Here is a 20849-nt window from a genome sequence, read left to right on the forward strand (position 1 = left end):
CACCGGAAAATGAGTGGTGCGCCCGCCCCGGACGGAGTTTGCTGGCCGCCGTGGCCGACATCTCCGGTACGTGCGAAGAACGGTTCAGCAAGGTACGTGACGTCCTGGCGGCGTCACTCGACACCGACGACGTGGGTGCTTCCGTCGCCGTCTTCGTGGACGGCGAGCCGGTCGTCGACCTGTGGGGCGGGTACGTCGACCCCGCCCGGACGACGGCGTGGGACCGCGACACCATCACCACCGTCTGGTCCACCACCAAGACGATGACCGCCGTGTGCGCGCTGGTCCTCGCCGACCGCGGCGAGCTCGACCTCGACGCGCCGGTCGCCGCGTACTGGCCCGAATTCGCCGCGGCGGGCAAGGAAAAGACCCTCGTCCGGCACCTGCTCGGGCACACCGCCGGCCTGCCGGACTTCGACGGCCCGATCGCCGTCGAAGACCTCTTCGACTGGCCGGCCGTGACCGCCCGGCTGGCCGCGCAGGCCCCGGCGTGGGAGCCCGGCACCGCGGGCGGATACCACTCGGTCACCTTCGGGTTCCTGGTCGGCGAAGTCGTCCGCCGCGTGACCGGGCGCAGCCTCGGCACGTTCTTCGCCGAGGAGGTGGCCGGCCCGCTGGGCGCCGACTTCCACATCGGGCTCGCCGCCGAGCACGACCACCGCGTGGCGCCGCTGATCCCCGACCCCCGGGGCGACAAGCCGCCGGGCTTCCTGGTCGGTGTCTCGGACTCCTACTCCGAAGCCTGGCGGCGCGCGGAACTGCCCGCCGTCAACGGGTACGGCAACGCGCGGTCGGTCGCCGCGGTGCAATCGGTGCTCGCGGGCGGTGGTCTCCTGTCGGCGGCCGGCGCCGAGCGGGTCTTCGAGGAGCAGTTCCACGGCGAAGACCGCGTCCTCGGCGCGCCGATGCGCTACGGCCTGGGCTACCGGCTGGAGGGCCGAACGTGCTCGTGGGGCGGCTGGGGCGGCTCGGTGGTCCTCGTCGACGCGGAGAACCGCATGGTGGTGGCGTACGTGATGAACCAGGTCCTCTGGGACGGCGGGTACGACCGCGGCCTCGGCGCGGTCATGGCCGCCTACGACGGGATCACGGGGTAGGCGGGGGAAACAGGCGCGGCAGGAAGGCGAGCATCAGCGCCGACCACACGACGTGCGTCAGCAGCGGCGCCTGCACCCCGCCCGCCCGGCGGCGCTGCACGGTGAACAGCGTCCCCATCACCGCCGAAGCCAGTACGAGCGCGGGATTGCGCGTCGCCGTCGTCGAGAGGACGTACAGCGCCGTCGCCTTGCCTGGCCCGAACGCGTCGTGGAGCGCGCCGCGGAAGAAGACTTCCTCCGCCGCTCCGGTGACGAGCGCGGTCGTCACCACCGACGGCGTCGAACCGCGGTGGGCGTGGTCGAGGACGCCGGCGATGGCGCGGCGCAGCGGCGGGATGTGGCGGGCCACCAGGGCACAGCCGTAGAACACGCCGAACGCGCCCGCGCCCGCCAGTACCGGCTGGACGACGTCCCGGCGGCCCCGCGGCACCCGCCCGGAGCCGGCGAACCAGGTCGCCGCGACCGACGCGGTGAGGACGTGGAAGCGCCGCGAACCCGGGTTGCTGGCCAGCGACGCGCCCAGCAACCCGGATCCGGTGGCCAGTACTCCGGCGAGACGGGCTTTCTTCACGCGGGCCGCCGGCTCTTCGCCCGCTCGCCGAGCGCCTGCAGCACGGCTTCGTCGTAGCCCATCGGCTCGAACTCGACGATCCGGCGGATGGCGTCGTCGCGGACGACGACCTCGTTCGTCATCGAGTCGATCAGCGCCCGGCCGGTGGTGACGTCGATGTCGGTGACCAGGGAAAGCCAGTACGAGGACAGCCGGGGTGAGAGCAGCGGCACCGGCACGATCACCAGCGGCCGCCCCTCGATCGCCGCGACCCGCTGCAGCATGTCCCGGTAGGCCAGCACCTCGGGACCGCCGATCTCGAACGTCCGGCCCTCGGCCTCCGGGTGGTCGAGCACGCCGGCCAGGTAGCGGACGACGTCGGCGATCGCGATCGGCTGGGTGCGCGTGCTCACCCAGCGGGGCGTGACCATCGCGGGCAGGTGCTCGACCAGCTGGCGGGTCAGCTCCCACGACGTCCCGCCGTGCCCGATGACGATCCCGGCGCGCAGCACGGTCACCGGCACGCCGGTCTCCCCCAAAAGCCGCTCGACCTCGCGGCGGCTGGCCAGGTGCTCGGACAGGACATCCTCGTCGTCGCCGAGGCCGCCGAGGTAGACGATCCGGCGCACCCCCGCGTCCGACGCCGCCCGGGCGAACGCGCGGGCCGCGTCGGCGTCGCGGCGCTTGAAGTCCGTGCTGTCGAGCGAATGCACGAGGTAGTAGGCGGCTTCGGCACCCTTGAGCGCGTCCCGCAGCGATCCGACGTCGGCGACGTCGCCGCGCACGGGCGTCCCGGCGCCGCGGTACTTCGCGGGGTGGCGGGTCATCGCGAGGACGTCGTGGCCCGCGTCTTCCAGCGCCGGGCACAACCTGCTGCCGACGAACCCCGAAGCCCCGGCCACCAGCACACGCATACCGGCGACGGTAGCCGGGACGGACGCCGCCCGCAGATCATCCGCGGCGGCCCCGCCCGGCGAAGCAGACGGCGGCGACCACGCCCGCGCAGCCGGTCAGCTGCAGCACGCTCGGGGTCTCCCCCAGCAGGCCGATGCCCAGCAGGACCGCGCCGACCGGCTGCAGCAGCATCAGCGTCGCGCCGGTGGTGGCCGGCATCCGGGGCAGCGCGGCGGAGATCAGGATCCACCCGATCAGCTGGCCGACGACGGCGAGCGCGACCAGCCAGCCGAACGTCTCCGCGCTCGGGCTCGGGTCGAGCGTGCCGGTCGGAAGGCCGAGCACAGCGGCGACCACCCCGGCCGAGAGCGTCGCCAGCACCAGGGACTGCGCTTGCGCGCCCCGGCCGCCGCTGAGCCGGATCAGGAAGAGGTAGACCGCGTACCCGGCGCCGGCGAGCATCGCGAACACCGCGCCGGTGACCGGGTCCGGGCCGAACGAGCCGCTCCCGGCGAACCCGCCGGCCAGCACCACACCGCCGAGCAGCACGGGCACGGCGAAGAGGAACCGCTTGGCCGGCCGTTCCCGCAGGAACGCGAACGCCAGCAGCGGCACGATGACCACCTGGACGGCGAGCAGCACCGTCGCGATGCCGGCGCCGACCCGCGGGATCGCCTCGCCCCACAGCACGAAGTCCAGGCCGAGCCCGACGCCGGCCAGCAGCGGGAGGAGCGCGCGGGGCGCGCTGCCGGACTTCCGCCGTTCCCGCGCGGCGAGCACGAGCAGCACCGGCAGGGCCAGCAGGCAGCGCCAGAACGCGCTGGTGCTGCCGCTGGCGTGCGAGACCTTGATGAAGACCGACGACAGCGAGATGCAGAAGCCGCCGAGCGCGGCGAGCAGGCGCGGGTCGACGCGCTCGGTGAACGGCGTCGGGGTGATCGGGCGGGGTGCGGTCGTGGTCACGGGGTCCAGCGTGCGGGTTACAAATGTCAAGGACAAGCGAATGTTTGTGCGCGAAATTCGGTAGGATCGCTACCGTGTTCGGACTCGAGCGGATGCGCGCGCTGCACGCCGTCGCCACGCAGGGCTCGGTCGCCGCGGCGGCCACGTCCCTGCACGTCACGCCGTCGGGGGTGTCGCAGCAGCTGGCGAAGCTGGAACGGGAAGCGGGGCAGCCGCTGCTGGAGCCCCGCGGCCGCGGGGTCCGGCTGACGAAGGCGGGTCAGGTGCTGGCCGCGCACGCCGAGCGGATCCTGGCCCAGGTCGCCGCGGCGAAGTCGGACCTGGAGCTGCTGCGCGAGGACGTCATCGGGCCGCTGCGGATCGGCGCGATCCCCACGACGGTGCACGCGCTGCTCCCGCCCGCGCTGGCGACGCTCGCCGCGCAGCACCCGCGGCTGGCGGTAACGCTGCACGAAGGCGAAGCGGAGCAGACGATGCCCCGCGTGCTGGCCGGCGACCTCGACGTCGCGGTGCTGGAGAGCTGGGCGGACCGCCCGACGGTGCTCCCGCCGTCGACGACGCGGATCGCGCTGTTCTCCGACGTCGCGGACCTCGCCCTGCCCGCCGGCCACCGGCTGGCGCACCGCAAGGCGGTCGATCTGTCCGAAGTGGACGACCTGCCGTGGATCGGCTGGAGCCTGGGGTCCGGCTGCTACGAGTGGCTGGTGCAGGTGCTGCGCAAGCAGCGGCTGGAGCCGCGGATCAGCTGCACGGTCGGTGGCTACCCGACTCAGCTGGCACTGGTGGCGGGCAACGTCGGCGCGGCGCTGGTCCCGCGGCTGGCCCGGGAGCGGCTGCCCGAGGGGGTCCGCATCCTGACGACCCGGCCGGCGCTGACCCGCACGATCCACGCGATCTGCCGGGCGGGGGAAGAGGACCGTGGGGCGGTGCGCGCGTGCCTGGACGCCCTCAAAGCGGCCTCCGCGCGGTTCGAGAGCGCGGGGCGAGCCGGTCCACCATCTCCGTGACCAGCTCGCCCGGCCGCCGGTGGTGCACCAGGAAGATGTCCCGCGCCGGCCGCGCGTCGGCCACCTCGCGGACCTCGAGCCGTGCCGTCCCCGCCCGCTCGAGCACGCTCTCCGGCACGAACGCGACCCCCAGGCCGGCCTCGACCAGCGCCAGGATCACCTGGTAGTCCCGGGTTTCGTAGGTCACGCCGAGCGTGACGCCTGCCGCGTCGGCGAGCTGGTCGAGGCACGCGCGGTTGGGCACGCCGGGGCTGCCCGAGATCCAGTCCTCCCCGGCCAGCGCCGCCAGCGTGAGCCGGCGGACCCGGGCCTTCGGGTGGTCCGGGGGCAGGATCAGCCGGAACCGTTCCGCCCGCAGCAGCGACCGGGTCAGCCCGCGCGCGCCGGGCAGCGGCGCGCCCGGGTAGCGGTGGGTGATCAGCAGGTCCAGTTCGCGCGAGCGGACCAGGTCGTAGCCGTCGGGCGGTTCGAGGTCCAGCAGCCGCAGCGCGACGGCCGGGTGTGCCCGGCGGAACGCCGCGAGCGCCGCGGGGACGAGCGCCGTGCCCGCGCTGGCGAACGTGCCGACGGCGAGCCGCGCCGGCTCCGCGCGGAGCACGGCTTCCGCCTCGCGCAGTTCCCCGGCGATCGTCTCGGCGTGGACCAGCAGCGCTTCCCCCACCGGCGTGAGCGTGACACCGCGCGCGTGGCGGTGCAGCACGGACGCGCCGACGTCCCGTTCGAGCTTCGCCAGCTGCTGGGAGACGGCGGACGGCGTGAAAGCGAGTTTCTGCGCCGCCGCGGCGATCGAGCCCGCGTGGGCCACCTCGGCGAGCAGGGCGAGGCGGCGAGCGTCGAGCACGGGACCTCCGGCCGTAAGTGTTGCTGAGGCCAGCCTAGAAGACCTCGCTGGTGCTTACGGCGGTTTTGCGCGCATGCTGGGCCCGTGATCAGTACTTCGGATGTCGAGCAGGCCGCCGCGCGGATCGAGGGCCGGGTCCGCCGGACGCCGGTGTTCGCCTGCGACGACCTGTGGTTCAAGCTCGAGCAGCTGCAGCACACCGGGTCGTTCAAGGCCCGGGGCGCGTTCAACCGGATCATCGCCGCCGGTCCGCTTTCGGCGGCCGGTGTCGTCGCCGCGTCGGGCGGGAACGCCGGGCTCGCCGTCGCCCACGCGGCCCGCGAGTTCGGCGTGGCCGCGCGGGTGTACGTGCCGGTCAACGCGCCGGCGGTGAAGGTGGCGAAGCTGCGGCAGCTGGGCGCGGCGGTCGAGCTAATCGGCGACAGGTACGCCGACGCCTACGACGCGGCGGTGAAGGATGCGGCGGACCGCGGCGCGCTCTTCTGCCACGCCTACGACCAGCCGGAGATCTGCGCCGGCCAGGGCACGGTGGGTCTGGAGCTGCTGGAGCAGACGGGCGGCGTCGACACGATCCTGGTCGCGGTGGGCGGCGGCGGGCTGCTGGCCGGCATCGCGGCCGCGGTCGAAGGCCGGGCCCGGGTGGTCGGCGTCGAACCGCGCACGGCCCCGACGCTGCACGCGGCCCTGGCGGCGGGCGAGCCGGTCGGAGTCGAGGTGTCCGGCGTCGCCGCGGACTCCCTGGGCGCGTCCCGGCTCGGCGACATCGCGTTCACGGTCGCCACCCGCACGGACGCGGGCTCCGTGCTGGTGGACGACTCGGCGATCCTCGAAGCCCGGGCGGCGTTGTGGGACCGCTACCGCCTGGCCGTCGAGGCCGGCGGCGCGACGGCGTTCGCGGCGCTGCTGAGCGGCGCCTACCGCCCGTCGGCCGGGGAACGCGTCGCGGTGCTGCTGTGCGGCGCGAACACCGACCCGGCGACGCTCACTTCCCCGACAGCCGCGCCACCAGCGGCGCGAACTCCTCGATGAAGGCGCCGTTGACGCTGACGTAGGAGACGCCGAGTTCGGCGCGCCGCCGTTCGAGCTCGGCGGCCATGTCGTCGACGCTGCCGCGGATCATGGCGAGCGAATCGTGTTCGACGAGCGTCTCGGCGTCGACGCCGATGAAGCCCCGGATCCACGGCGGCACCTGCTCCCCGACGACGAAGATGTTGAGCGCGAGCTCGATGTCCCGCTCCCCCGCGGCGGCCCGGATCTCCTCGACGTGGCCGGCCATCTCTTCGCGGGTGGTCAGCACGCCCCCGGCGAGGGTGACGATGTCGGCCTTCGCCCCCGCGAGCCGCCGCGCCTTGGGACCGCCAGCGGCGATCATGACCGGCGTGTGCGTGTCGCCGTCGAGCCGCCGGACGTGGTCGACGGTCTCGGAGATCGAGTCGAGCCGGTCCTGGCCCGAGCCGTAGGGCAGGCCGAGCTCCCCGGCCTGCTGCCGCATGGTGGGCAGCCCGGTGCCGAGCCCGAGTTCGAACCGCCCGCCGGTGACGACGGTCAGGCTGTGCGACTCCCAGGCGGCGGCCCGTGCGGTCCGCAGCGGACTGGCGAGGACGAAGGAGCCGACCCGGAGATCGGTGGTGACGGCGGCGGCGGCCGCGAGCGCGGCGGTCGGCGTGGGGAGGTTGAGGTTGTCGGGGCAGAGGAGGGTGGAGTAGCCGAGCTCTTCGGCCCGTCGCGCCGTCTGCAGCCACTTCGCGCCACCCTCGGCCGCGCCCGCGACCACGCCGAACCGGAACGCCTTCTTCCCCATCGCAGCACTCCCCAGGTTGGTTTGGTGATTTCGATCAAACCACCAGGGCGTCTCGCGGTGCCACCGCGAGACGCCCCGGACGGGGAGCGCCGGTCAGCCGCGCTGGTACTCCTCCCAGGTCACCTTGGTGACCGCGGGGCCGTCGTCCGCGCCGCGGCCGGCGAGGCCGTTCATGCCCAGGTAGTAGTCACCGGTCTGGTGCTGGGCCCCCGACGAAAGGTCCGGGTCGGAGATGGCCATCGCGTGGATGTGGTAGGCGAAGCCCTGGTCCGGGGTGCGCAGCCAAGCCGCGAACCCGACCTTCCGCAACGCCTTCAGCAGGTTCGTCCGGCTCGTCGACGACAGGCTGGACACCGAGATGTCCATCGCGCCGCCGCCGTCGTGCGTACCGGCCGAAGCGTCGACGCCGCCGGGGTTGTACGAACCCTGGGTCAGGCTCACGGACGAGCCGAAGATCCCTTCGGCGGCCACGAGCATCGCCTTCGTGCGCGTGTTCAGCGTGACGCCGTGGTAGGTCACGTGGCTGCCCGCCGAAACCGGGTTCGTCACCGTGTACCGGCCCTCGCCCAGCTTCTCCAGGGACGTCTTGCCCGGCAGCCCGGACGCGTCGATGCCGGTGTAGCCCAGCGACTTCTGGTACTGCGAGTACGCGGTGATCGTCGTGGTGCCGAAGTAGCCGTCGACGTAGGTGCTCGCCAGCAGGCCCTTCGCCTGCAGCGCCTGTTCGACGAGCAGGACGCTGTCGTGCGCGCCCGGCGTCTGGGTGTCGTCGGCGCGGCGCGGGTCGATCTGGGCCGCCTTCAGCACGGCCTCCATGTTCGCCGTGGGCAGCGCCGTCGTGGCCGCCGGCGCGGCCTGCGCCGGGGCGGCCACGGCGAACGCCGCGGCGGTGAGTGCCGTCAGGACGGCGGCCTTCGTGAACATCCCTGTCCTCCACTGGTCGGAATCACTACGGCCACGAGGATCACGCCCGGCGGTACAAGGGACGTACAAAAGCGGCATTCGGCCCGGTGTCACGACGTGTAATCCCAGCCACTACCGATCCGGCTCCCGCTGGTCCAGCCGTGTTTCTTGAGGTCACGCAGAGTTGTCATGGGCCAGCTCTGGACGTTCCCGTGCTCCTTTCGTAACCTGTTCGAGATCTCGCGGCCCCCGGTCGTCGATGAGACGGCGACGCGAGATCGCCGCCGATACCCCCTGACGGGTACCGGACCCCTTCGCGGGCTCTTCCTGTTGCGGTCGAGCGCGCGCCGGGCCGAGGCGAGGCCCCCGACTCGCCCCCGGTGCCCGACGGCGGCCGATCAGCAAAGGAGACCCGCGCGAGAATGCGTTCGCATCCCGTCAAGCGCGTGGTGTCAGGTGCCCTCGCCGCGGCGTCGGTGATCACTGTCGTCACCATGGCCCAGCCGACGGCCACCGCCGCCCCCGTCCCCGCCCTCCAGGCCCCACCCACCGGGTCCGACGCCCTGGCCAAGTACCGCGACCTCTCGGCGCAGGCCGAAAAGCTCAACGAGGACCTGCTCAAGGCGCAGGACGACCTGACCGCCAAGCAAGGCCAGCTCGACAAGGCCAACGCCGACGTCACCGCGGCCAAGGACGCCGGCGCCCAGGCCATCGAGGCGAAGCAGAAGTACCAGACGCAGGTCGACAAGTTCGCCGGCGCGTCGTTCACCAGCGGCGTCCAGATGAACAAGCTGTCGGCCCTGCTGGCCGGCACGTCGACGCAGGACTTCCTGGACCGCTCGGCGGCCCTCGAGGTCATCGCGACCGACAAGAACGCCGCGATGGACAACCTCAGCGGCGCGGCCGAAAAGGCCACCGCCGCCGAGAAGGCGGCGACGGACGCGGCGAAGCGGGCGCAGGACGCCCGGGACGCCGCGGCCAAGCTCGCGTCGGACATCGAAGGCAAGAAGAAGAACCTGCAGGCCCAGATCGACCAGATCGAGGCGCAGAGCAAGACGCTCAGCACCGCGGACAAGACCGCCCAGAAGGACACCGGCGGCAAGGCGCCGACCGTCAAGGCGGCCACCCCGGCCGCGCAGAAGGCGGTCGACGCGGCGCTCAGCAAGCTCGGCAGCGCCTACGTCTACGGCGCCACCGGGCCGAGCACGTTCGACTGCTCCGGCCTGATGCAGTGGGCGTACAAGCAGGCCGGGATCTCGCTGCCGCGCACGTCGTCGGCGCAGGCGGGCTTCGGCACGCCCGTGCCGCGCGACCAGCTGCAGCCGGGCGACCTGGTCGCGTACTACTCCCCCGTGTCCCACATCGGGATGTACATCGGCGACGGCAAGATGGTGCACGCCCCGACCACCGGCGACGTCGTCAAGATCTCGCCGCTGCTGAGCCAGTACGCGGGCGCGACGCGACCCACGGCGTAACCGGGTGCCCCGTTCCGCGAGGTGTAGAAATCGCGGAACGGGGCATCTTCCGCGCATGGTCGACAACTACGACGCCGCGACGGTCGAGGCCGTCGGCAAAGTCACCGAAGCGCTCGAGACGATCGAGCGGGCGCGCGGGCACCTCTATTCGTTCCACCAGCTGACCGGAAGCGCGGACCTGGCGCTCGGCGAAGCGGTCGAGAAGCTCGAGAAGGCCGGCCACGCGGAGTGGGCGCGCCGGCTGAACGAGGAGCTGATCGGGCTCAACGTGTTACCCGATCGGTGGACGTTCCAGGTCGTCGAGGAGTACGACGACGGCTACTACAAGGCGTGCCGCGACTTCGAGCGATCGCTGCTCGAGTCGCTCACGAACGGCCGCCGCCACCTGCACGAACAGCAGATGAAGGACGACCGCCGGACGCACGGCAGGCCGGGCCACGAGGCGGGCGCGCCGTCGGCCCCGCCGGCCGGCTCGTGACCGGCGATCGCCGGGTCTCTGCGCTACAGTCGGAGCCAAGCGAACAGGTGTTCGATCGGAGGATGTCGTGACCGACCAGGTGGAACCGAACCCGGAGAAGGACCCGAGCGACTGGACGACCGGCGACGAGCCGATGACCGGGCCGCAGAAGTCGTACCTGCAGACGTTGGCGCAGGAGGCCGGCGAGGAGGTGCCGGACGGGTTGACCAAGGCCGAGGCTTCGGCGCGGATCGACGAGCTGCAGCGCGCCACCGGCCGGGGCGCCTGACGGGGCCCGGCGAGCCGGGTGCTGCGATTCCGTTTGCGGGCAGCCGCTCGCCGCGGATCGTGTGCCTCTCGCCACGGCGTGTCCCCCTCTCCCACGGGTAATCACTGCTCAGGTGTCCGACCCCGAAGGAGGCATGCCGTGTACCTGACCGTGCTGCTCGCGGCCTTGGCCGGGCTGCTCGTGCTCGGCGCGACCACTCTTCGCGAACTGCGGAAGCCCTATCCGCTGACCGCGAAGCGCACGTTCGTCGTGGCCTGGGTGGTCGGCGTCGGCGGGCTGGCCTGGTGGGCTGTCTCGCCGGGGGCCGCGCCGCTCGTGGTCGTCGTTGTGGGGCTCGGTTTTCTCGTCGCCACGCTGAATCGCGGGCCCGAGCGGCCGTCCTACCCGCGTGCCACTCCGTATCAGCCGCCCCGGTGACGCGGCCGGCCGCGGATCAAGCCGCCGCGGGCAACGCGGCACCCGTCACGCGCAGGAGGAACTCGGCGTTGGAACCGGTCTTGCGGAGCTGGTCGAGCAGCTGCTCGATCGCGTGCGGGCCCTGCAGCGCGCGGCGCACGTCGCGCATCGCGGCGAGTTCGCCCGGGGTGACCAGCAGTTCCTCGCGGCGGGTGCCGGAACCCGGGATGTCGACCGCCGGGAAGGTGCGGCGCTCCGCCGCCTTGCGGTCGAGTTTCAGCTCCGCGTTGCCGGTGCTCTTCAGCTCTTCGAAGAACACCGTGTCGGCCAGCGAACCGGTTTCCACCAGCGCCGACGCGACGATCGTGAGCGAACCGGCGCCTTCGAGGTTGCGGGCCGCGCCGAGGATGCGTTTCATCGGCTGCAACGCGGCCGCGTCGACGCCGCCGGACAGCGTGCGCCCCGACGGGCGGGCCGAAAGGTTGTACGCGCGCCCGAGGCGGGTGAGCGAGTCGAGCAGCAGCACGACGTCTTCGCCGAGCTCCACCAGCCGTTTCGCGCGCTCGACCGCGAGTTCCGCCACCGCGACGTGTTCGGCGGGCGGACGGTCGAAAGTGGACGCGATCACCTCGCCGCGCACGGTCCGGCGCAGCTCGGTGACCTCCTCCGGCCGCTCGTCGGCGAGCAGCACCATCAGCCGGCAGTCGGGGTGGTTGACCGAGATGCCGTGACCGATGTCACGCAGCACGGTCGTCTTCCCGGCTTTGGGTGGCGAAACGACCAGTGCGCGCTGCCCTTTGCCGAGCGGTGTGACGAGGTCGACCACGCGCGTCAGCAGGCGTGCTGGGGTGGTTTCGAGCAGCAGGCGCTCGTCCGGGTGCACCGGGACCAGCTCGGCGAAGTGCGGCCGAGACCGGCCCGGATCGGCACCGTTGACGCTGAGGATTTCCTCGGTGGTGCCGGTGATTTCGTCGCCCGGGCGCAGTTTGTGCTTGCGGACGAGGGAAAGCGGCAGTGCGACGTCGTCCGGGGCCGGCCGGTAGCCGGTGCGGACGAACGGAGTTTTTCCGGATGTGTCAAGGATTCCGTGAAAGGACATGGGTGTCTCCTGATGAGGTGAACGGCCCACGCGAAACGGCGGGGCCGGGGAGGCGGAAGGAGGCGGATGAGCCTGGATCCGAGAGCTTCCTCCGGGCGGCCGAGGGGCCGGCATCCGCGAGGAGCACCTCCACGTTAGCGCGACGTCACGGAAAGCACAACGGGTAAGACCTCGTCGCGGTGGGTAGGTCTGAAGTGAAGCCCGAGAACGGGGGACCCGCGGCTGACGATGGGAGCGGATCGTGTATCGACATATCCCGGAACCTGGCGTCGATACGGGCGAGGGAGCCGACGCCGACCAAACCGGGACCACGTCCCCGGCGCGCCCGAGCGCCGGCGCCGTGGTCACCTCGACGTTCGAAGAACTGGCGCCCGCGCTGCCGAACGAGATGGCGGGCCTGCGCCGCAAGCTGACCCACTGGCTGGCCGAGCTGCCCCTCGACCCGGGCAGTACGCACGACATCACGCTGGCGACGTACGAAGCGCTGGCGAACGTGGCCGCCCACGCCTACCCGAAGGGCAACGGCTGGGCCCGCTTGGAGGCGGCGCGCACGGGCGACGCGGTAACGGTGACGGTGACGGACACCGGCTGCGGAATCCCGGCCACGCGCCCCCGCCAACCGGGACTGCGCACCTCGGGCGGCCGGGGTCTGGTGCTGATCGACAAGGTGACGGACCAGTCCGACATCGAGTCGGGCGAGCACGGGACAACGGTCCGCATGACCTGGCGCCCGGCGGCGCTGAGGGACGAGAGCCCGGCCTGAGACGCGGCTACGCGAGCCGGGCGGCGCTCGGCAACCGGCCGGCCGGAAAGACACGGCCGGAAAGACAAGGGCGGCTCGGGCCGCGAGCAGGACCGAAGCTGCAAGTCTCTGCGCCCGCAAGGGATTGCGGGCGCAGAGCGGGCCGCACGCGCATGAGTGCATGACGCGGCCCGCGGCCCCGGCCCCTCCCCCGACTCCCCGGCTCGGACTCGACCCAGCCCCGGTCCCCGGCCCATTACTCCTTGGCCCCGGCTCCGGCCCGGACCCCTGCCCCTACCCCTTGGCCCTTAACCCTGGCCCCGGAGTGTCCTACTTCACAAACCCCTCAAGCGACATCGGCCAACCGCACCAGCCGCCCCCGCGGGTAGGAAACCAGCTCCCTCTCCTCGTCCGTCGTGAAGATCTCGACGGAATCCCCCAGCAGTTCCGCCGAGGTCACCTGCAGCTGCCACGCGGGCAGGCCCGGCGCCGGCTCGTGCCAGAACCACTGGCCCTTCGTCAGCTGGTCCGCCGGGACCGTCGCGTCGTCCGTGTTCATGCCCATGAGGCTAGCCGTCACCACCGACAGTTTTCGCACTGCCTCTAGGTGTGCGCCGCGTTGACCGTGATCGTCAGCACCTGCGGGTCGCCGGCGAAGACCGCTCCGCTGAAGTCCGGGCCCGGGCTCACGTCGTCGTACGGGAACGCGTATCCCCGGTTGTCCGGCAGTTTCGAATGGACGATCCGCGCGTAGTGGTTCGTCGCGTCGCCGCCGTAGAAGCGGGCCGGGTCCTCGTCCGTCGGCTGGTTGGGGTTGTCCAGCAACGTCGTGCGGTTCAGCGCCGCCGCCAGGCGCGGGACGATCGCCTTGCGCGCGTCGCTCGCGCCCTGCGCCAACGCGAACGGGCCGCTGTCGCAGCTCCACACGTCCGCCGTCGACGGTTTCGCGAACGACTCCGTTCCGAACACCAGCTGGTCGCCCGAAACGCGGCCGGTGAACTTCCCCAGGCCCGGGTTCTGCGAGTCGACGACCAGGTCCGTGCCCGCGTACTTCTGCCACACCTGGTCGAGGTAGCCGTCGAGGTAGCCGCCGAACTGCGCCGCGTGGTGGTGCGGGGACAGCACCCGCAGGTTCCCGCCGCCGCCCGTCTGCACCAGGTTCGCCCACTCGCCGCCCAAAGAGGAAAGCGAAGAAGCGATCTGGTCGAGCGCGCCCGCCGGCAGGCCGTCGACCGTCGACGTGCCGGACCCGGAGGTCAGCGACAGGCCCATCGGGATACCCACGAAGTCGACGTAGCTGATGTTCGCGAACAGCTGCGTGTCGTTGAACGTGAACTCGCTGAACGACCAGTTCTTCCCGTGGTTCGGGTCGCCGGCGTTGAGGAAGCTCGGGTGCACCAGGTTGGGTCCGGGGTCGAGGAAGAAGTCCAGCTTCGCGTCCGTCACGACGTAGACGCGCGCACCGCCCATCTTGGGCACCGGCACCTGCGCGCCGGAGGCGATCGGGATGGCGCAGTCTTCCGGCAGCGGGGTCGTCGGCGCCGAGGGCGACGCCGGGTAGTACGGCGTTCCGTCGGCGCGCAGCAGCACGAGCCGGCCGTCCGGGGTGGTGCCGGTGACATAGGCGTACACGGTTCCGGAGCCGGAGTTGTTCACCAGCTTGAGGCCGAACGTGTCCGGCGTCGCGGCGGACGCGGCGCGCGCGAGGGGAACCGCGGTGGCGAGCGTCGCGGCCGTGAGGCCGAGGAACGAGCGACGGGAGATCATGGTGTCCTCCACGTTGAGGAGACGGCGGAGTCCATAGTGGACGTCCGAGGACGGTTCGCAGGATTCGTTGTGGACGCCAACAAACTATGACCACCATTTGGTTACCTGGCAACCCTTCGAAAGAAGGTCCAGACCACCGCCACACCCGGCCCGCGCGGTGCCCCGGCGGAAGAAATTCCAAACCGGACTCCCCCAGGACTGCCCACGGGTACCGCGTGCCGGGTACTTCCGGGCACATCCCTTGACGCGGGCGCGGAAGAACCGTGACAGTGGACGGCCTCGCAGGTCGTGGACGACCAGATTCTTCGCGAGGAAGCGAGACCTCATGCGCACCACCAAGTCGTTGACCGCCGTGCTGGCAACACTGGCCTTCACCCTCACCGCCGCCCCGGCCCACGCCGAAGCCGGCTGGACCACCGTCTTCCAGGACGACTTCGACGGCGCCGCCGGCACCGGACTGAACACCCAGGACTGGCTCTACGACACCGGAACCGGCTACCCCGGCGGCGCGGCGAACTGGGGCACCGGCGAGATCGAGACCGCCACGAACTCGACGGACAACGTCCACCACGACGGCCAGGGCCACCTGGCGATCAAGCCCCTGCGCGACGGCTCCGGCCAGTGGACCTCCGGCCGGATCGAAACGCAGCGCACCGACTTCGCCGCCCCCGCCGGCGGGCAGCTCGAAATCAGCGCGACGCTGAAGCAGCCCTCCCCCGAGCACGGTCTCGGTTACTGGCCGGCGTTCTGGGCGATGGGCGCCGACGCCCGCCCGGTCGGCGCGACGAACTGGCCGAGCATCGGCGAGCTGGACATCATGGAGGACGTCAACGCGCTGAGCAAGCACTCCACCACCTTCCACTGTGGACAGTGGCAGGGCGAGTGCCACGACCCGGACGGCATCACCAGCGACCTGCAGGACTGCGCCGGCTGCCAGGACGGCTACCACAGCTACTCGGTGGTCGTGGACCGGCGCGACGCCGCCGCCGAGGAACTGCGCTTCTACCTGGACGGCGCCCAGACCTTCTCGGTGAAGCAGAACCAGGTCTCGGACGCGACCTGGAAGGCCGCCGTCGACCACGGCTTCTTCGTCATCTTCGACGTCGCGATCGGCGGCTCCTACCCGAACAAGGTCTGCGGCTGCACCTCCCCCGGTGCGGACATCACCCCCGGCGCCGAAATGAGCATCGACTCGCTGTCGGTGAAGGTCAGCGACAGCTGAACCCGTAGGCTGGCGCCATGAAGCACGCCGTCATCGCGTCACCGATCGGACCGCTGACCCTGGTCGGCGACGGCGCGGCACTGGCCGGCCTCTACTTCGACGGCCACCTCCGGACACCCCGCCTCACCGACCTCGGTCCCCGCGACGACGACGCCTTCGAAGCCGCGCAAGCCCAGCTCGGCGAGTACTTCGCGGGCACGCGGCGCGAGTTCGACCTCGAGCTCGCGCCGCGGGGCTCGGCGTTCGAGAAGCAGGTCTGGGCACTGCTGACGAAGATCCCGTACGGCGAAACCCGCACGTACGGGCAGCTGGCCGCCGAGCTGGGCGACCCCGGCGCCGCGCAGGCCGTCGGGAACGCCAACGGGTGGAACCCGATCAGCGTCATCGTGCCCTGCCACCGGGTGGTGGGCACCAGCGGCGGCCTGACCGGGTACGCCGGCGGCCTCGCCCGCAAGCGGTTCCTCCTGAGCCTCGAGGAACCGCCCGCGGACGAGGTCGGCCGGTTGTTCTAGCCCACCGAACAGGTGACAGTGGGGTCCGTCAGGTTCCCGCCGTGCTGCACGGTGAAGCCGATGACGTTGCCGCTGCCGTTGGGCCGCGCGGTCAGCACGTACCCGGTGCTGTCCCAGGTCCCGGTGTAGTTCCAGCTGCCGATGACCTTCTGCGGCGCGTGGAAGGTGATCGTCAGGACCCAGTTGTTCGAGCCGGTCACCGTCACCTGGCCGTTGAAGCCGACGTTCCACTCCGCCGTCTTGGCGTAGGTGCCGGTGCAGCCACCGGGCGCCGGGGTGGTGGTCGTCGTCGGAGTGGTGGTGGTCGGGGTGGTGGTGGTCGGGGTGGTGGTGGTCGGGGTGGTCGGCGTGGTGGTCGGCGTCGGGGTCGTCCCGCCGTTCAGCGCGTCGAGCACGGCGGTGTAGGCCGCCTTCTTCTGGCCGTTGCCGTCGAACAGCAGCGGCGTGGCCGACGCCCGCCACGAGTCCGTGTCGCGGATGCCCCACACGGTGATGCCGGCGCAGCGCGCCACCGCCAGGCAGGCGTTGGTGACCGTGCGGAAGTTGTCCGCCTGCGTGCTGCCCGACCCTTCGATGTCCAGCTCGGTCAGCTGCACGTCCACGCCGAGGTCGGCGAAGTTCTGCAGCGTGGTCCGGTAGTTCGACGGCACCGGGCTGTTGGCGTTGAAGTGCGCCTGGAAGCCGACGCAGTCGATCGGCACGCCGCGGGACTTGAAGTCCTGGACCATCCGGTAGACGGCCTGGGTCTTCGCCTGGCTCCAGTCGTCGGTGTTGTAGTCGTTGTAGCAAAGCTTCGCGTCCGGGTCGGCGGACCGCGCGGCGCGGAACGCCGCCTCGATCCAGTCGTCGCCGGTGCGCTGCAGGTTCGAATCGCGGCGGGCGCCGGAACCGCCGTCGGCGAAGGCCTCGTTCACGACGTCCCAGGCGTAGATCTTGCCGCGGTAGTGGGTCGCGACCTGGGTGATGTGGTTGAGGATCGCCGACCGCAGCGCGGAGCCCTCCATGCTCTGCATCCAGCCGGGCTGCTGCCCGTGCCAGGCCAGTGTGTGCCCGCGCATCCGGGCGCCCTGGCTCGCCGCCTGGGCGACGATCCGGTCGGCGTTCGAGTAGCTGAACTGGTTCTGGTTCGGCTCGGTGGCGTCGATCTTCATCTCGTTCTCCGGGGTGATCATGGAGAACTCACGGCTGAGGATGCCCGTGTAGACGCTGTCCGAGAGCCTGCTCGCCGAGACAGCGGTGCCGAAGTAGCGTCCGGTCCCGCTCGCCGCGCTGCCCAGCGTGGTACCGGCGGAAGGCGAGGTCGGCGTCGTCGTGGTGGTGGTGGAGCCGCTGTTCAAGCCCAGGAAAGCGATCGCGTACGCCACCATCCCGTTCTGCGGCAGCGAATGCCCGGCACCCTGGACGCTGATGCCCTCGACCGGCGCCTGCACGCCGGTCCCGCCGTAGCGGGTGCGCGTCCAGCCGGACTGCGGTGAATCACTCGACGACGGCGTCTGGCTCACCCCGCGCAGGTTGGTCCACTGCTTGATCTCTTCCCCGAAGTTCGGGTAGCGCAGGGTGTCGTCGGCGGTGCCGTGCCACAGCTGCATCCGCGGGTACGGGCCGCTGCGCCCGCCGCTCATCTGGCGGGCCTGGTCGCCCCACTGCTGCGCGGTCTTGATCAGCTGGCCGCCCGAGCACTGGCTGTTCCAGCTCGACCCGTCGGTGGTGGCGAAGCAGCCGGCGGGCACGCCCATGAACGCCGAGCCGGCGGCGAAGACGTCCGGGTACTCCGCCGCCAGCACGTTGGTCATCATCGCGCCGGAGGAGAACCCGGTGACGAACACCCGCGCCGGGTCGACGTTGTAGTGCGCCTTGGCGTAGTCGACCATCGACAGGATGCCGACCGGGTCGCTGCCGCCGCCGCGGGTGAGGGCCTGCGGCGAGGAGACGTCGAAGCACTGCCCGCTGCGCGTGGCCTCCGGGAAGACGATGACGTACCCGTACTGGTCGGCCGCGGTGACGTAGTCGCGCGCGTAGCCGTTGAACACCGCCGAGGCGGAGCCGGTGCAGTAGTGGATGGCGACCAGCAGCGCCGGGCGGGCGGCGACGTGGTCCGGGACGTAGGCGTACATGTTCAGGTTGCTGGGGTTGGTGCCGAAACCGGTCACGCGGGTCAGCGCGGCTGCCGACGCGGGCTGCGCCGTGACCACCAGAACGATGGCGGCGGCGATCGACAGCACCGCGGCGAGGAGGGCGGTGAAGAGTCTTCGCACTCGAGTCAATCCTTTCCGGGAGCAGGGCGCAGCTGCGACGATCGTTCGTTCGCCGCCCGGGACCGGTCAACGATTTTCGGAAAGTTTCGGGACCTCTCGAACTGCCGGCTTGGCTTGCTGCTGCAAGGATCCGGGGCATGACGGAGCTGCTCCTGGGACCGCTGCTGAGACACGTCGACGCCACCTCGGCGACGATCTGGGTCGAGACGAGCGGACCGTGCGAAGTCCGGGTCGCCGACGCGCGGGCGCGGACCTTCGAGGTGTCCGGGCACCACTACGCGCTGGTCGTGCTCACCGGGCTGGCGCCGGGGCGCAGCACGCCGTATGAGGTCCGGCTCGACGACGAGCTCGTGTGGCCCGAGCCGGACAGCGACCTGCCGCCCAGCCGGATCCGGACGCTGACGCCGGGCGATCCGCGGTTCCGGCTGGTGTTCGGGTCGTGCCGCAAGCCGCGGGAGCAGGACGCGCTCGGCCCGGACGCGCTCGCCGCCTACGCCCACCGGATGGCCGGGCTCGACGAGGCCGAATGGCCGGAATCGCTGCTCCTGCTGGGCGATCAGGTCTACGCCGACGAAACCACCGACGCGACACAGGAGTGGCTCGCCGGCCGGCGTGACCCGAAAGTGCCGCCGGGCAAGGAGGTCGCCGACTTCGAGGAGTACTGCCACCTGTACTTCGAGGCCTGGTGCGAACCGTCGGTGCGCTGGCTGCTGTCCACCGTGCCGACGTCGATGATCTTCGACGACCACGACGTCCGCGACGACTGGAACACCTCGCAGGCGTGGCGCGAGCAGATGGCGCGCGAACCGTGGTGGCCGGAGCGGATCCGCGGGGCGCTCGTGTCGTACTGGGTCTACCAGCACCTGGGCAACCTGGGGCCGCGCGAGCTGGCCGAGGACGACGTCTTCCAGCAGGTCGTGAAGTCGGGGATCGACAACGCCGGCCTGCTGCGCGAGTTCGCCGACCGGGCCGACCGCGAGGCCGACGGCGCCAAGGGCACCCGGTGGTCCTACCGGCGCGACTTCGGCCCGGTCCGGCTCCTGGTCATCGACTCCCGCGCCGGGCGGATCCTCGAGGGCGGGCAGCGGTCGATGATCGGCGAAGAGGAGTTCCGCTGGATCGAAGAGCAGACCGACGGCGACTTCGGCCACCTGCTGATCGGCACGTCGCTGCCGTGGCTGATGCCGACCGCGCTGTCGGCCGCGCAGTCGGTCAACGAGCGGCTCTGCGCGCGGCCCGGGCTGATCGGGCGCGTGTCCGAGTGGTTCCGGCAGCTCGCCGACCTGGAGCACTGGCCGGCGTTCCACGCGTCGTTCGACCGGCTGACCCGGCTGATCGCCCGGGTCGCGGACGACGGTCCGGCGTCGGTGAACGTGCTCTCGGGCGACGTCCACCACGCGTACGTCGCGCGTGCCGACCTGCCGGGCGCGCCGGTGCACCAGCTCACCTGCTCGCCGGTCCACAACACCGTGCCCTGGTACATGAACCGGCTGTTCCGGGCCGGCTGGGCGCGCGGGCTGACCCGGCTGAGCGGGTGGCTGGCGCGCCGCGTCGGCGTCCCGCCCGCGCCGCTGACCTGGAGCTGCGTGTCGGGACCGCACTTCGGCAACGCCGTGATGACGCTGGACGTCGACGGCCGCGAAGCCACCGCGACGCTCCTGCGGCCGGACCACGACGGGGAGCCGATCCGGCTCGCCTGAGGGTGGGTGCGGCGCGGCCACCCAGGTGCCGGTGATCGGCGTTAGGGTCGGGTCATGACCAGGGACAACGCACTCGGGGAGTTCCTCCGGGCCCGCCGCGAACAGGTGGGACCCGAGGAGCTCGGCCTGCACGCGGGCGGGGCGCGCCGGGTCGCGGGCCTGCGCCGCGAAGAGGTCGCGGTGCTCGCCGGGGTCAGCACCGACTACTACGTCCGGCTCGAACAGGGCCGCGAACGCAACCCGTCGCCGCAGGTCCTGGACGCGCTCGCGCACGGGCTGGCCCTCGACGAGGACGCCACCGCCCACCTGCACCGGCTGGCCCGGCCCGCTCCGCAGCGTCGCCGCCCGCGTCGCCGGGAGCAGGTCAGCCCCAACCTCCTGCGCCTGATGGACCGCTGGCCGGACACGCCCGCGCTGGTGCTCGGCCGCTGCCTCGAGGTGCTCGCGCACAACGCGCTGGGCGAGGCGCTGTTCGCCGGGCACACCCACAGCGGTGACCTCGTCCGGCTGGTGTTCCTCGACCCGGACGCGCGCGAGTTCTACCCGGACTGGGAGCGCGTCGCGGTCAACACCGTCGGCGGCCTGCGGGTGGCCGCCGGGATCGACCCGGACGATCCGCGGCTCATCGAGACCGTCGGCGAGCTGTCGGTCAAGAGCGCGGACTTCCGCCGGCTGTGGGCCCGCCACGACATCCGGCAGAAGACCCACGAAACCAAGCGGTTCCACCACCCGCAGGTCGGCGAGCTGACGCTCAGCTACGAGGCGCTGACCGTGAACAGCGCGCCCGGCCAGCAGCTCGTCGTCTACCAGGCCGAGCCCGGCAGTTCGTCCGAAGCGGCGCTCGCCCTGCTCGGCAGCCTCGCCGCGAGCTGAACCACC

General features: G+C 71.8%; 22 protein-coding genes. 12 read left to right on the forward strand and 10 right to left on the reverse strand.

The features are described 5' to 3' along the window. Nucleotides 1–50: 50 nt before the first annotated feature. Complete coding sequence (locus ACWEVP_RS04370; RefSeq protein WP_452061208.1) at nt 51–1097, forward strand: serine hydrolase domain-containing protein; 1047 nt, start codon at nt 51–53, stop codon at nt 1095–1097. Here ACWEVP_RS04370 and ACWEVP_RS04375 read toward each other — a convergent pair. The 3 genes from ACWEVP_RS04375 to ACWEVP_RS04385 are packed head-to-tail and all read right to left on the reverse strand — an operon-like array spanning nt 1087 to nt 3504. After that, nucleotides 1087–1668 (reverse strand): CPBP family glutamic-type intramembrane protease, encoded by a 582-nt coding sequence (locus ACWEVP_RS04375; RefSeq protein ID WP_452061209.1) that lies wholly within the window; start codon nt 1666–1668, stop codon nt 1087–1089. The two genes, ACWEVP_RS04370 and ACWEVP_RS04375, sit on opposite strands and share 11 nt — an antisense overlap. Then, a complete protein-coding gene (locus ACWEVP_RS04380) occupies nt 1665–2561 on the reverse strand; it encodes an NAD(P)H-binding protein (protein ID WP_452061210.1) in 897 nt (298 codons plus the stop codon). The genes ACWEVP_RS04375 and ACWEVP_RS04380 overlap by 4 nt, the downstream gene beginning before the upstream one ends. A gap of 37 nt (nt 2562–2598) precedes the next feature. Continuing rightward, complete coding sequence (locus ACWEVP_RS04385) at nt 2599–3504, reverse strand: DMT family transporter (protein WP_452061211.1); 906 nt, start codon at nt 3502–3504, stop codon at nt 2599–2601. Nucleotides 3505–3578: 74 nt separating this feature from the next. On the opposite strand from ACWEVP_RS04385, the gene ACWEVP_RS04390 reads away from it, so the two are divergent. Beyond that, nucleotides 3579–4511, forward strand: a complete 933-nt coding sequence (locus tag ACWEVP_RS04390) for a LysR family transcriptional regulator (RefSeq protein ID WP_452061212.1) — start codon at nt 3579–3581, stop codon at nt 4509–4511. Here the strand turns inward: ACWEVP_RS04390 and ACWEVP_RS04395 are convergent. Next, entirely contained in the window at nt 4453–5352 is a 900-nt protein-coding gene (locus tag ACWEVP_RS04395; protein ID WP_452061213.1) for a LysR substrate-binding domain-containing protein, read from the reverse strand. The two genes, ACWEVP_RS04390 and ACWEVP_RS04395, sit on opposite strands and share 59 nt — an antisense overlap. A gap of 84 nt (nt 5353–5436) precedes the next feature. On the opposite strand from ACWEVP_RS04395, the gene ACWEVP_RS04400 reads away from it, so the two are divergent. Continuing rightward, nucleotides 5437–6381 carry a threonine/serine dehydratase gene (locus tag ACWEVP_RS04400; RefSeq protein ID WP_452061214.1) on the forward strand — a complete coding sequence of 315 codons (945 nt, stop codon included), beginning with the start codon at nt 5437–5439 and terminating at the stop codon, nt 6379–6381. On the opposite strand, the gene ACWEVP_RS04405 is transcribed toward ACWEVP_RS04400, so the two are convergent. Both ACWEVP_RS04405 and ACWEVP_RS04410 read right to left on the reverse strand, forming a co-directional pair. Next, nucleotides 6335–7153, reverse strand: a complete 819-nt coding sequence (locus ACWEVP_RS04405; RefSeq protein WP_452061215.1) for an LLM class flavin-dependent oxidoreductase — start codon at nt 7151–7153, stop codon at nt 6335–6337. The genes ACWEVP_RS04400 and ACWEVP_RS04405 overlap by 47 nt on opposite strands. A 93-nt stretch (nt 7154–7246) precedes the next feature. Next, on the reverse strand, nt 7247–8077 hold the full coding sequence (locus tag ACWEVP_RS04410) for a peptidoglycan-binding domain-containing protein (RefSeq protein WP_452061216.1): 831 nt from the start codon (nt 8075–8077) through the stop codon (nt 7247–7249). 401 nt (nt 8078–8478) lie between these two features. Here ACWEVP_RS04410 and ACWEVP_RS04415 point away from each other — a divergent pair, with 401 nt between their 5' ends. The 4 genes from ACWEVP_RS04415 (at nt 8479) to ACWEVP_RS04430 (ending at nt 10694) form a co-directional block, all read left to right on the forward strand. Further along, the gene (locus ACWEVP_RS04415) at nt 8479–9531 is read left to right on the forward strand and encodes an NlpC/P60 family protein (protein ID WP_452061217.1); all 1053 of its coding nucleotides are present in this window, start codon (nt 8479–8481) and stop codon (nt 9529–9531) included. Between the two features lie 55 nt (nt 9532–9586). Continuing rightward, nucleotides 9587–10009 carry a hypothetical protein gene (locus ACWEVP_RS04420; RefSeq protein ID WP_452061218.1) on the forward strand — a complete coding sequence of 141 codons (423 nt, stop codon included), beginning with the start codon at nt 9587–9589 and terminating at the stop codon, nt 10007–10009. 67 nt (nt 10010–10076) lie between these two features. After that, nucleotides 10077–10277: a DUF3072 domain-containing protein gene (locus ACWEVP_RS04425; protein ID WP_452061219.1), complete on the forward strand. Its 201-nt coding sequence runs from the start codon at nt 10077–10079 to the stop codon at nt 10275–10277. Nucleotides 10278–10415: 138 nt separating this feature from the next. Continuing rightward, entirely contained in the window at nt 10416–10694 is a 279-nt protein-coding gene (locus ACWEVP_RS04430) for a hypothetical protein (protein WP_452061220.1), read from the forward strand. Between the two features lie 16 nt (nt 10695–10710). Here the strand turns inward: ACWEVP_RS04430 and rho are convergent, their stop codons facing one another. Further along, a complete protein-coding gene (rho, locus tag ACWEVP_RS04435) occupies nt 10711–11772 on the reverse strand; it encodes a transcription termination factor Rho (protein WP_452061221.1) in 1062 nt (353 codons plus the stop codon). A 340-nt stretch (nt 11773–12112) separates the two neighbouring features. Here rho and ACWEVP_RS04440 point away from each other — a divergent pair, with 340 nt between their 5' ends. Next, nucleotides 12113–12535, forward strand: coding sequence for an ATP-binding protein (locus tag ACWEVP_RS04440; protein WP_452061222.1), 423 nt, complete (start codon nt 12113–12115; stop codon nt 12533–12535). A gap of 325 nt (nt 12536–12860) precedes the next feature. Here ACWEVP_RS04440 and ACWEVP_RS04445 read toward each other — a convergent pair whose 3' ends face one another. Continuing rightward, nucleotides 12861–13073 (reverse strand): hypothetical protein, encoded by a 213-nt coding sequence (locus ACWEVP_RS04445; protein WP_364461269.1) that lies wholly within the window; start codon nt 13071–13073, stop codon nt 12861–12863. 44 nt (nt 13074–13117) lie between these two features. Next, nucleotides 13118–14281, reverse strand: a complete 1164-nt coding sequence (locus tag ACWEVP_RS04450; RefSeq protein WP_452061223.1) for a glycoside hydrolase family 64 protein — start codon at nt 14279–14281, stop codon at nt 13118–13120. A gap of 325 nt (nt 14282–14606) precedes the next feature. Here ACWEVP_RS04450 and ACWEVP_RS04455 point away from each other — a divergent pair, with 325 nt between their 5' ends. Then, a complete protein-coding gene (locus tag ACWEVP_RS04455) occupies nt 14607–15503 on the forward strand; it encodes a glycoside hydrolase family 16 protein (protein ID WP_452061224.1) in 897 nt (298 codons plus the stop codon). Nucleotides 15504–15520: 17 nt separating this feature from the next. Beyond that, nucleotides 15521–16015 carry a methylated-DNA--[protein]-cysteine S-methyltransferase gene (locus ACWEVP_RS04460; RefSeq protein ID WP_452061225.1) on the forward strand — a complete coding sequence of 165 codons (495 nt, stop codon included), beginning with the start codon at nt 15521–15523 and terminating at the stop codon, nt 16013–16015. On the opposite strand, the gene ACWEVP_RS04465 is transcribed toward ACWEVP_RS04460, so the two are convergent. Next, nucleotides 16012–18270 (reverse strand): extracellular catalytic domain type 1 short-chain-length polyhydroxyalkanoate depolymerase, encoded by a 2259-nt coding sequence (locus ACWEVP_RS04465; protein WP_452061226.1) that lies wholly within the window; start codon nt 18268–18270, stop codon nt 16012–16014. The genes ACWEVP_RS04460 and ACWEVP_RS04465 overlap by 4 nt on opposite strands. Nucleotides 18271–18407: 137 nt before the next feature. Between ACWEVP_RS04465 and ACWEVP_RS04470 the strand changes: the two genes are divergently transcribed. After that, nucleotides 18408–19970 carry an alkaline phosphatase D family protein gene (locus tag ACWEVP_RS04470; protein WP_452061227.1) on the forward strand — a complete coding sequence of 521 codons (1563 nt, stop codon included), beginning with the start codon at nt 18408–18410 and terminating at the stop codon, nt 19968–19970. A 54-nt stretch (nt 19971–20024) separates the two neighbouring features. Then, nucleotides 20025–20843 carry a helix-turn-helix transcriptional regulator gene (locus ACWEVP_RS04475; RefSeq protein ID WP_452061228.1) on the forward strand — a complete coding sequence of 273 codons (819 nt, stop codon included), beginning with the start codon at nt 20025–20027 and terminating at the stop codon, nt 20841–20843. The last annotated feature ends 6 nt before the right edge of the window (nt 20844–20849 follow it).

This window comes from Amycolatopsis sp. NPDC003865 (assembly GCF_053605345.1).

Excerpts from the sequence above, each read along its gene's own strand:
- ACWEVP_RS04475 (WP_452061228.1), top strand. The coding sequence starts at position 20,025 with ATGACCAGGGACAACGCACTCGGGGAGTTCCTCCGGGCCCGCCGCGAA.
- ACWEVP_RS04380 (WP_452061210.1), bottom strand. The coding sequence starts at position 2,561 with ATGCGTGTGCTGGTGGCCGGGGCTTCGGGGTTCGTCGGCAGCAGGTTG.
- ACWEVP_RS04420 (WP_452061218.1), top strand. The coding sequence starts at position 9,587 with ATGGTCGACAACTACGACGCCGCGACGGTCGAGGCCGTCGGCAAAGTC.
- ACWEVP_RS04415 (WP_452061217.1), top strand. The coding sequence starts at position 8,479 with ATGCGTTCGCATCCCGTCAAGCGCGTGGTGTCAGGTGCCCTCGCCGCG.
- ACWEVP_RS04455 (WP_452061224.1), top strand. The coding sequence starts at position 14,607 with ATGCGCACCACCAAGTCGTTGACCGCCGTGCTGGCAACACTGGCCTTC.
- ACWEVP_RS04445 (WP_364461269.1), bottom strand. The coding sequence starts at position 13,073 with ATGAACACGGACGACGCGACGGTCCCGGCGGACCAGCTGACGAAGGGC.
- ACWEVP_RS04450 (WP_452061223.1), bottom strand. The coding sequence starts at position 14,281 with ATGATCTCCCGTCGCTCGTTCCTCGGCCTCACGGCCGCGACGCTCGCC.
- ACWEVP_RS04410 (WP_452061216.1), bottom strand. The coding sequence starts at position 8,077 with ATGTTCACGAAGGCCGCCGTCCTGACGGCACTCACCGCCGCGGCGTTC.
- rho (WP_452061221.1), bottom strand. The coding sequence starts at position 11,772 with ATGTCCTTTCACGGAATCCTTGACACATCCGGAAAAACTCCGTTCGTC.
- ACWEVP_RS04470 (WP_452061227.1), top strand. The coding sequence starts at position 18,408 with ATGACGGAGCTGCTCCTGGGACCGCTGCTGAGACACGTCGACGCCACC.
- ACWEVP_RS04405 (WP_452061215.1), bottom strand. The coding sequence starts at position 7,153 with ATGGGGAAGAAGGCGTTCCGGTTCGGCGTGGTCGCGGGCGCGGCCGAG.
- ACWEVP_RS04460 (WP_452061225.1), top strand. The coding sequence starts at position 15,521 with ATGAAGCACGCCGTCATCGCGTCACCGATCGGACCGCTGACCCTGGTC.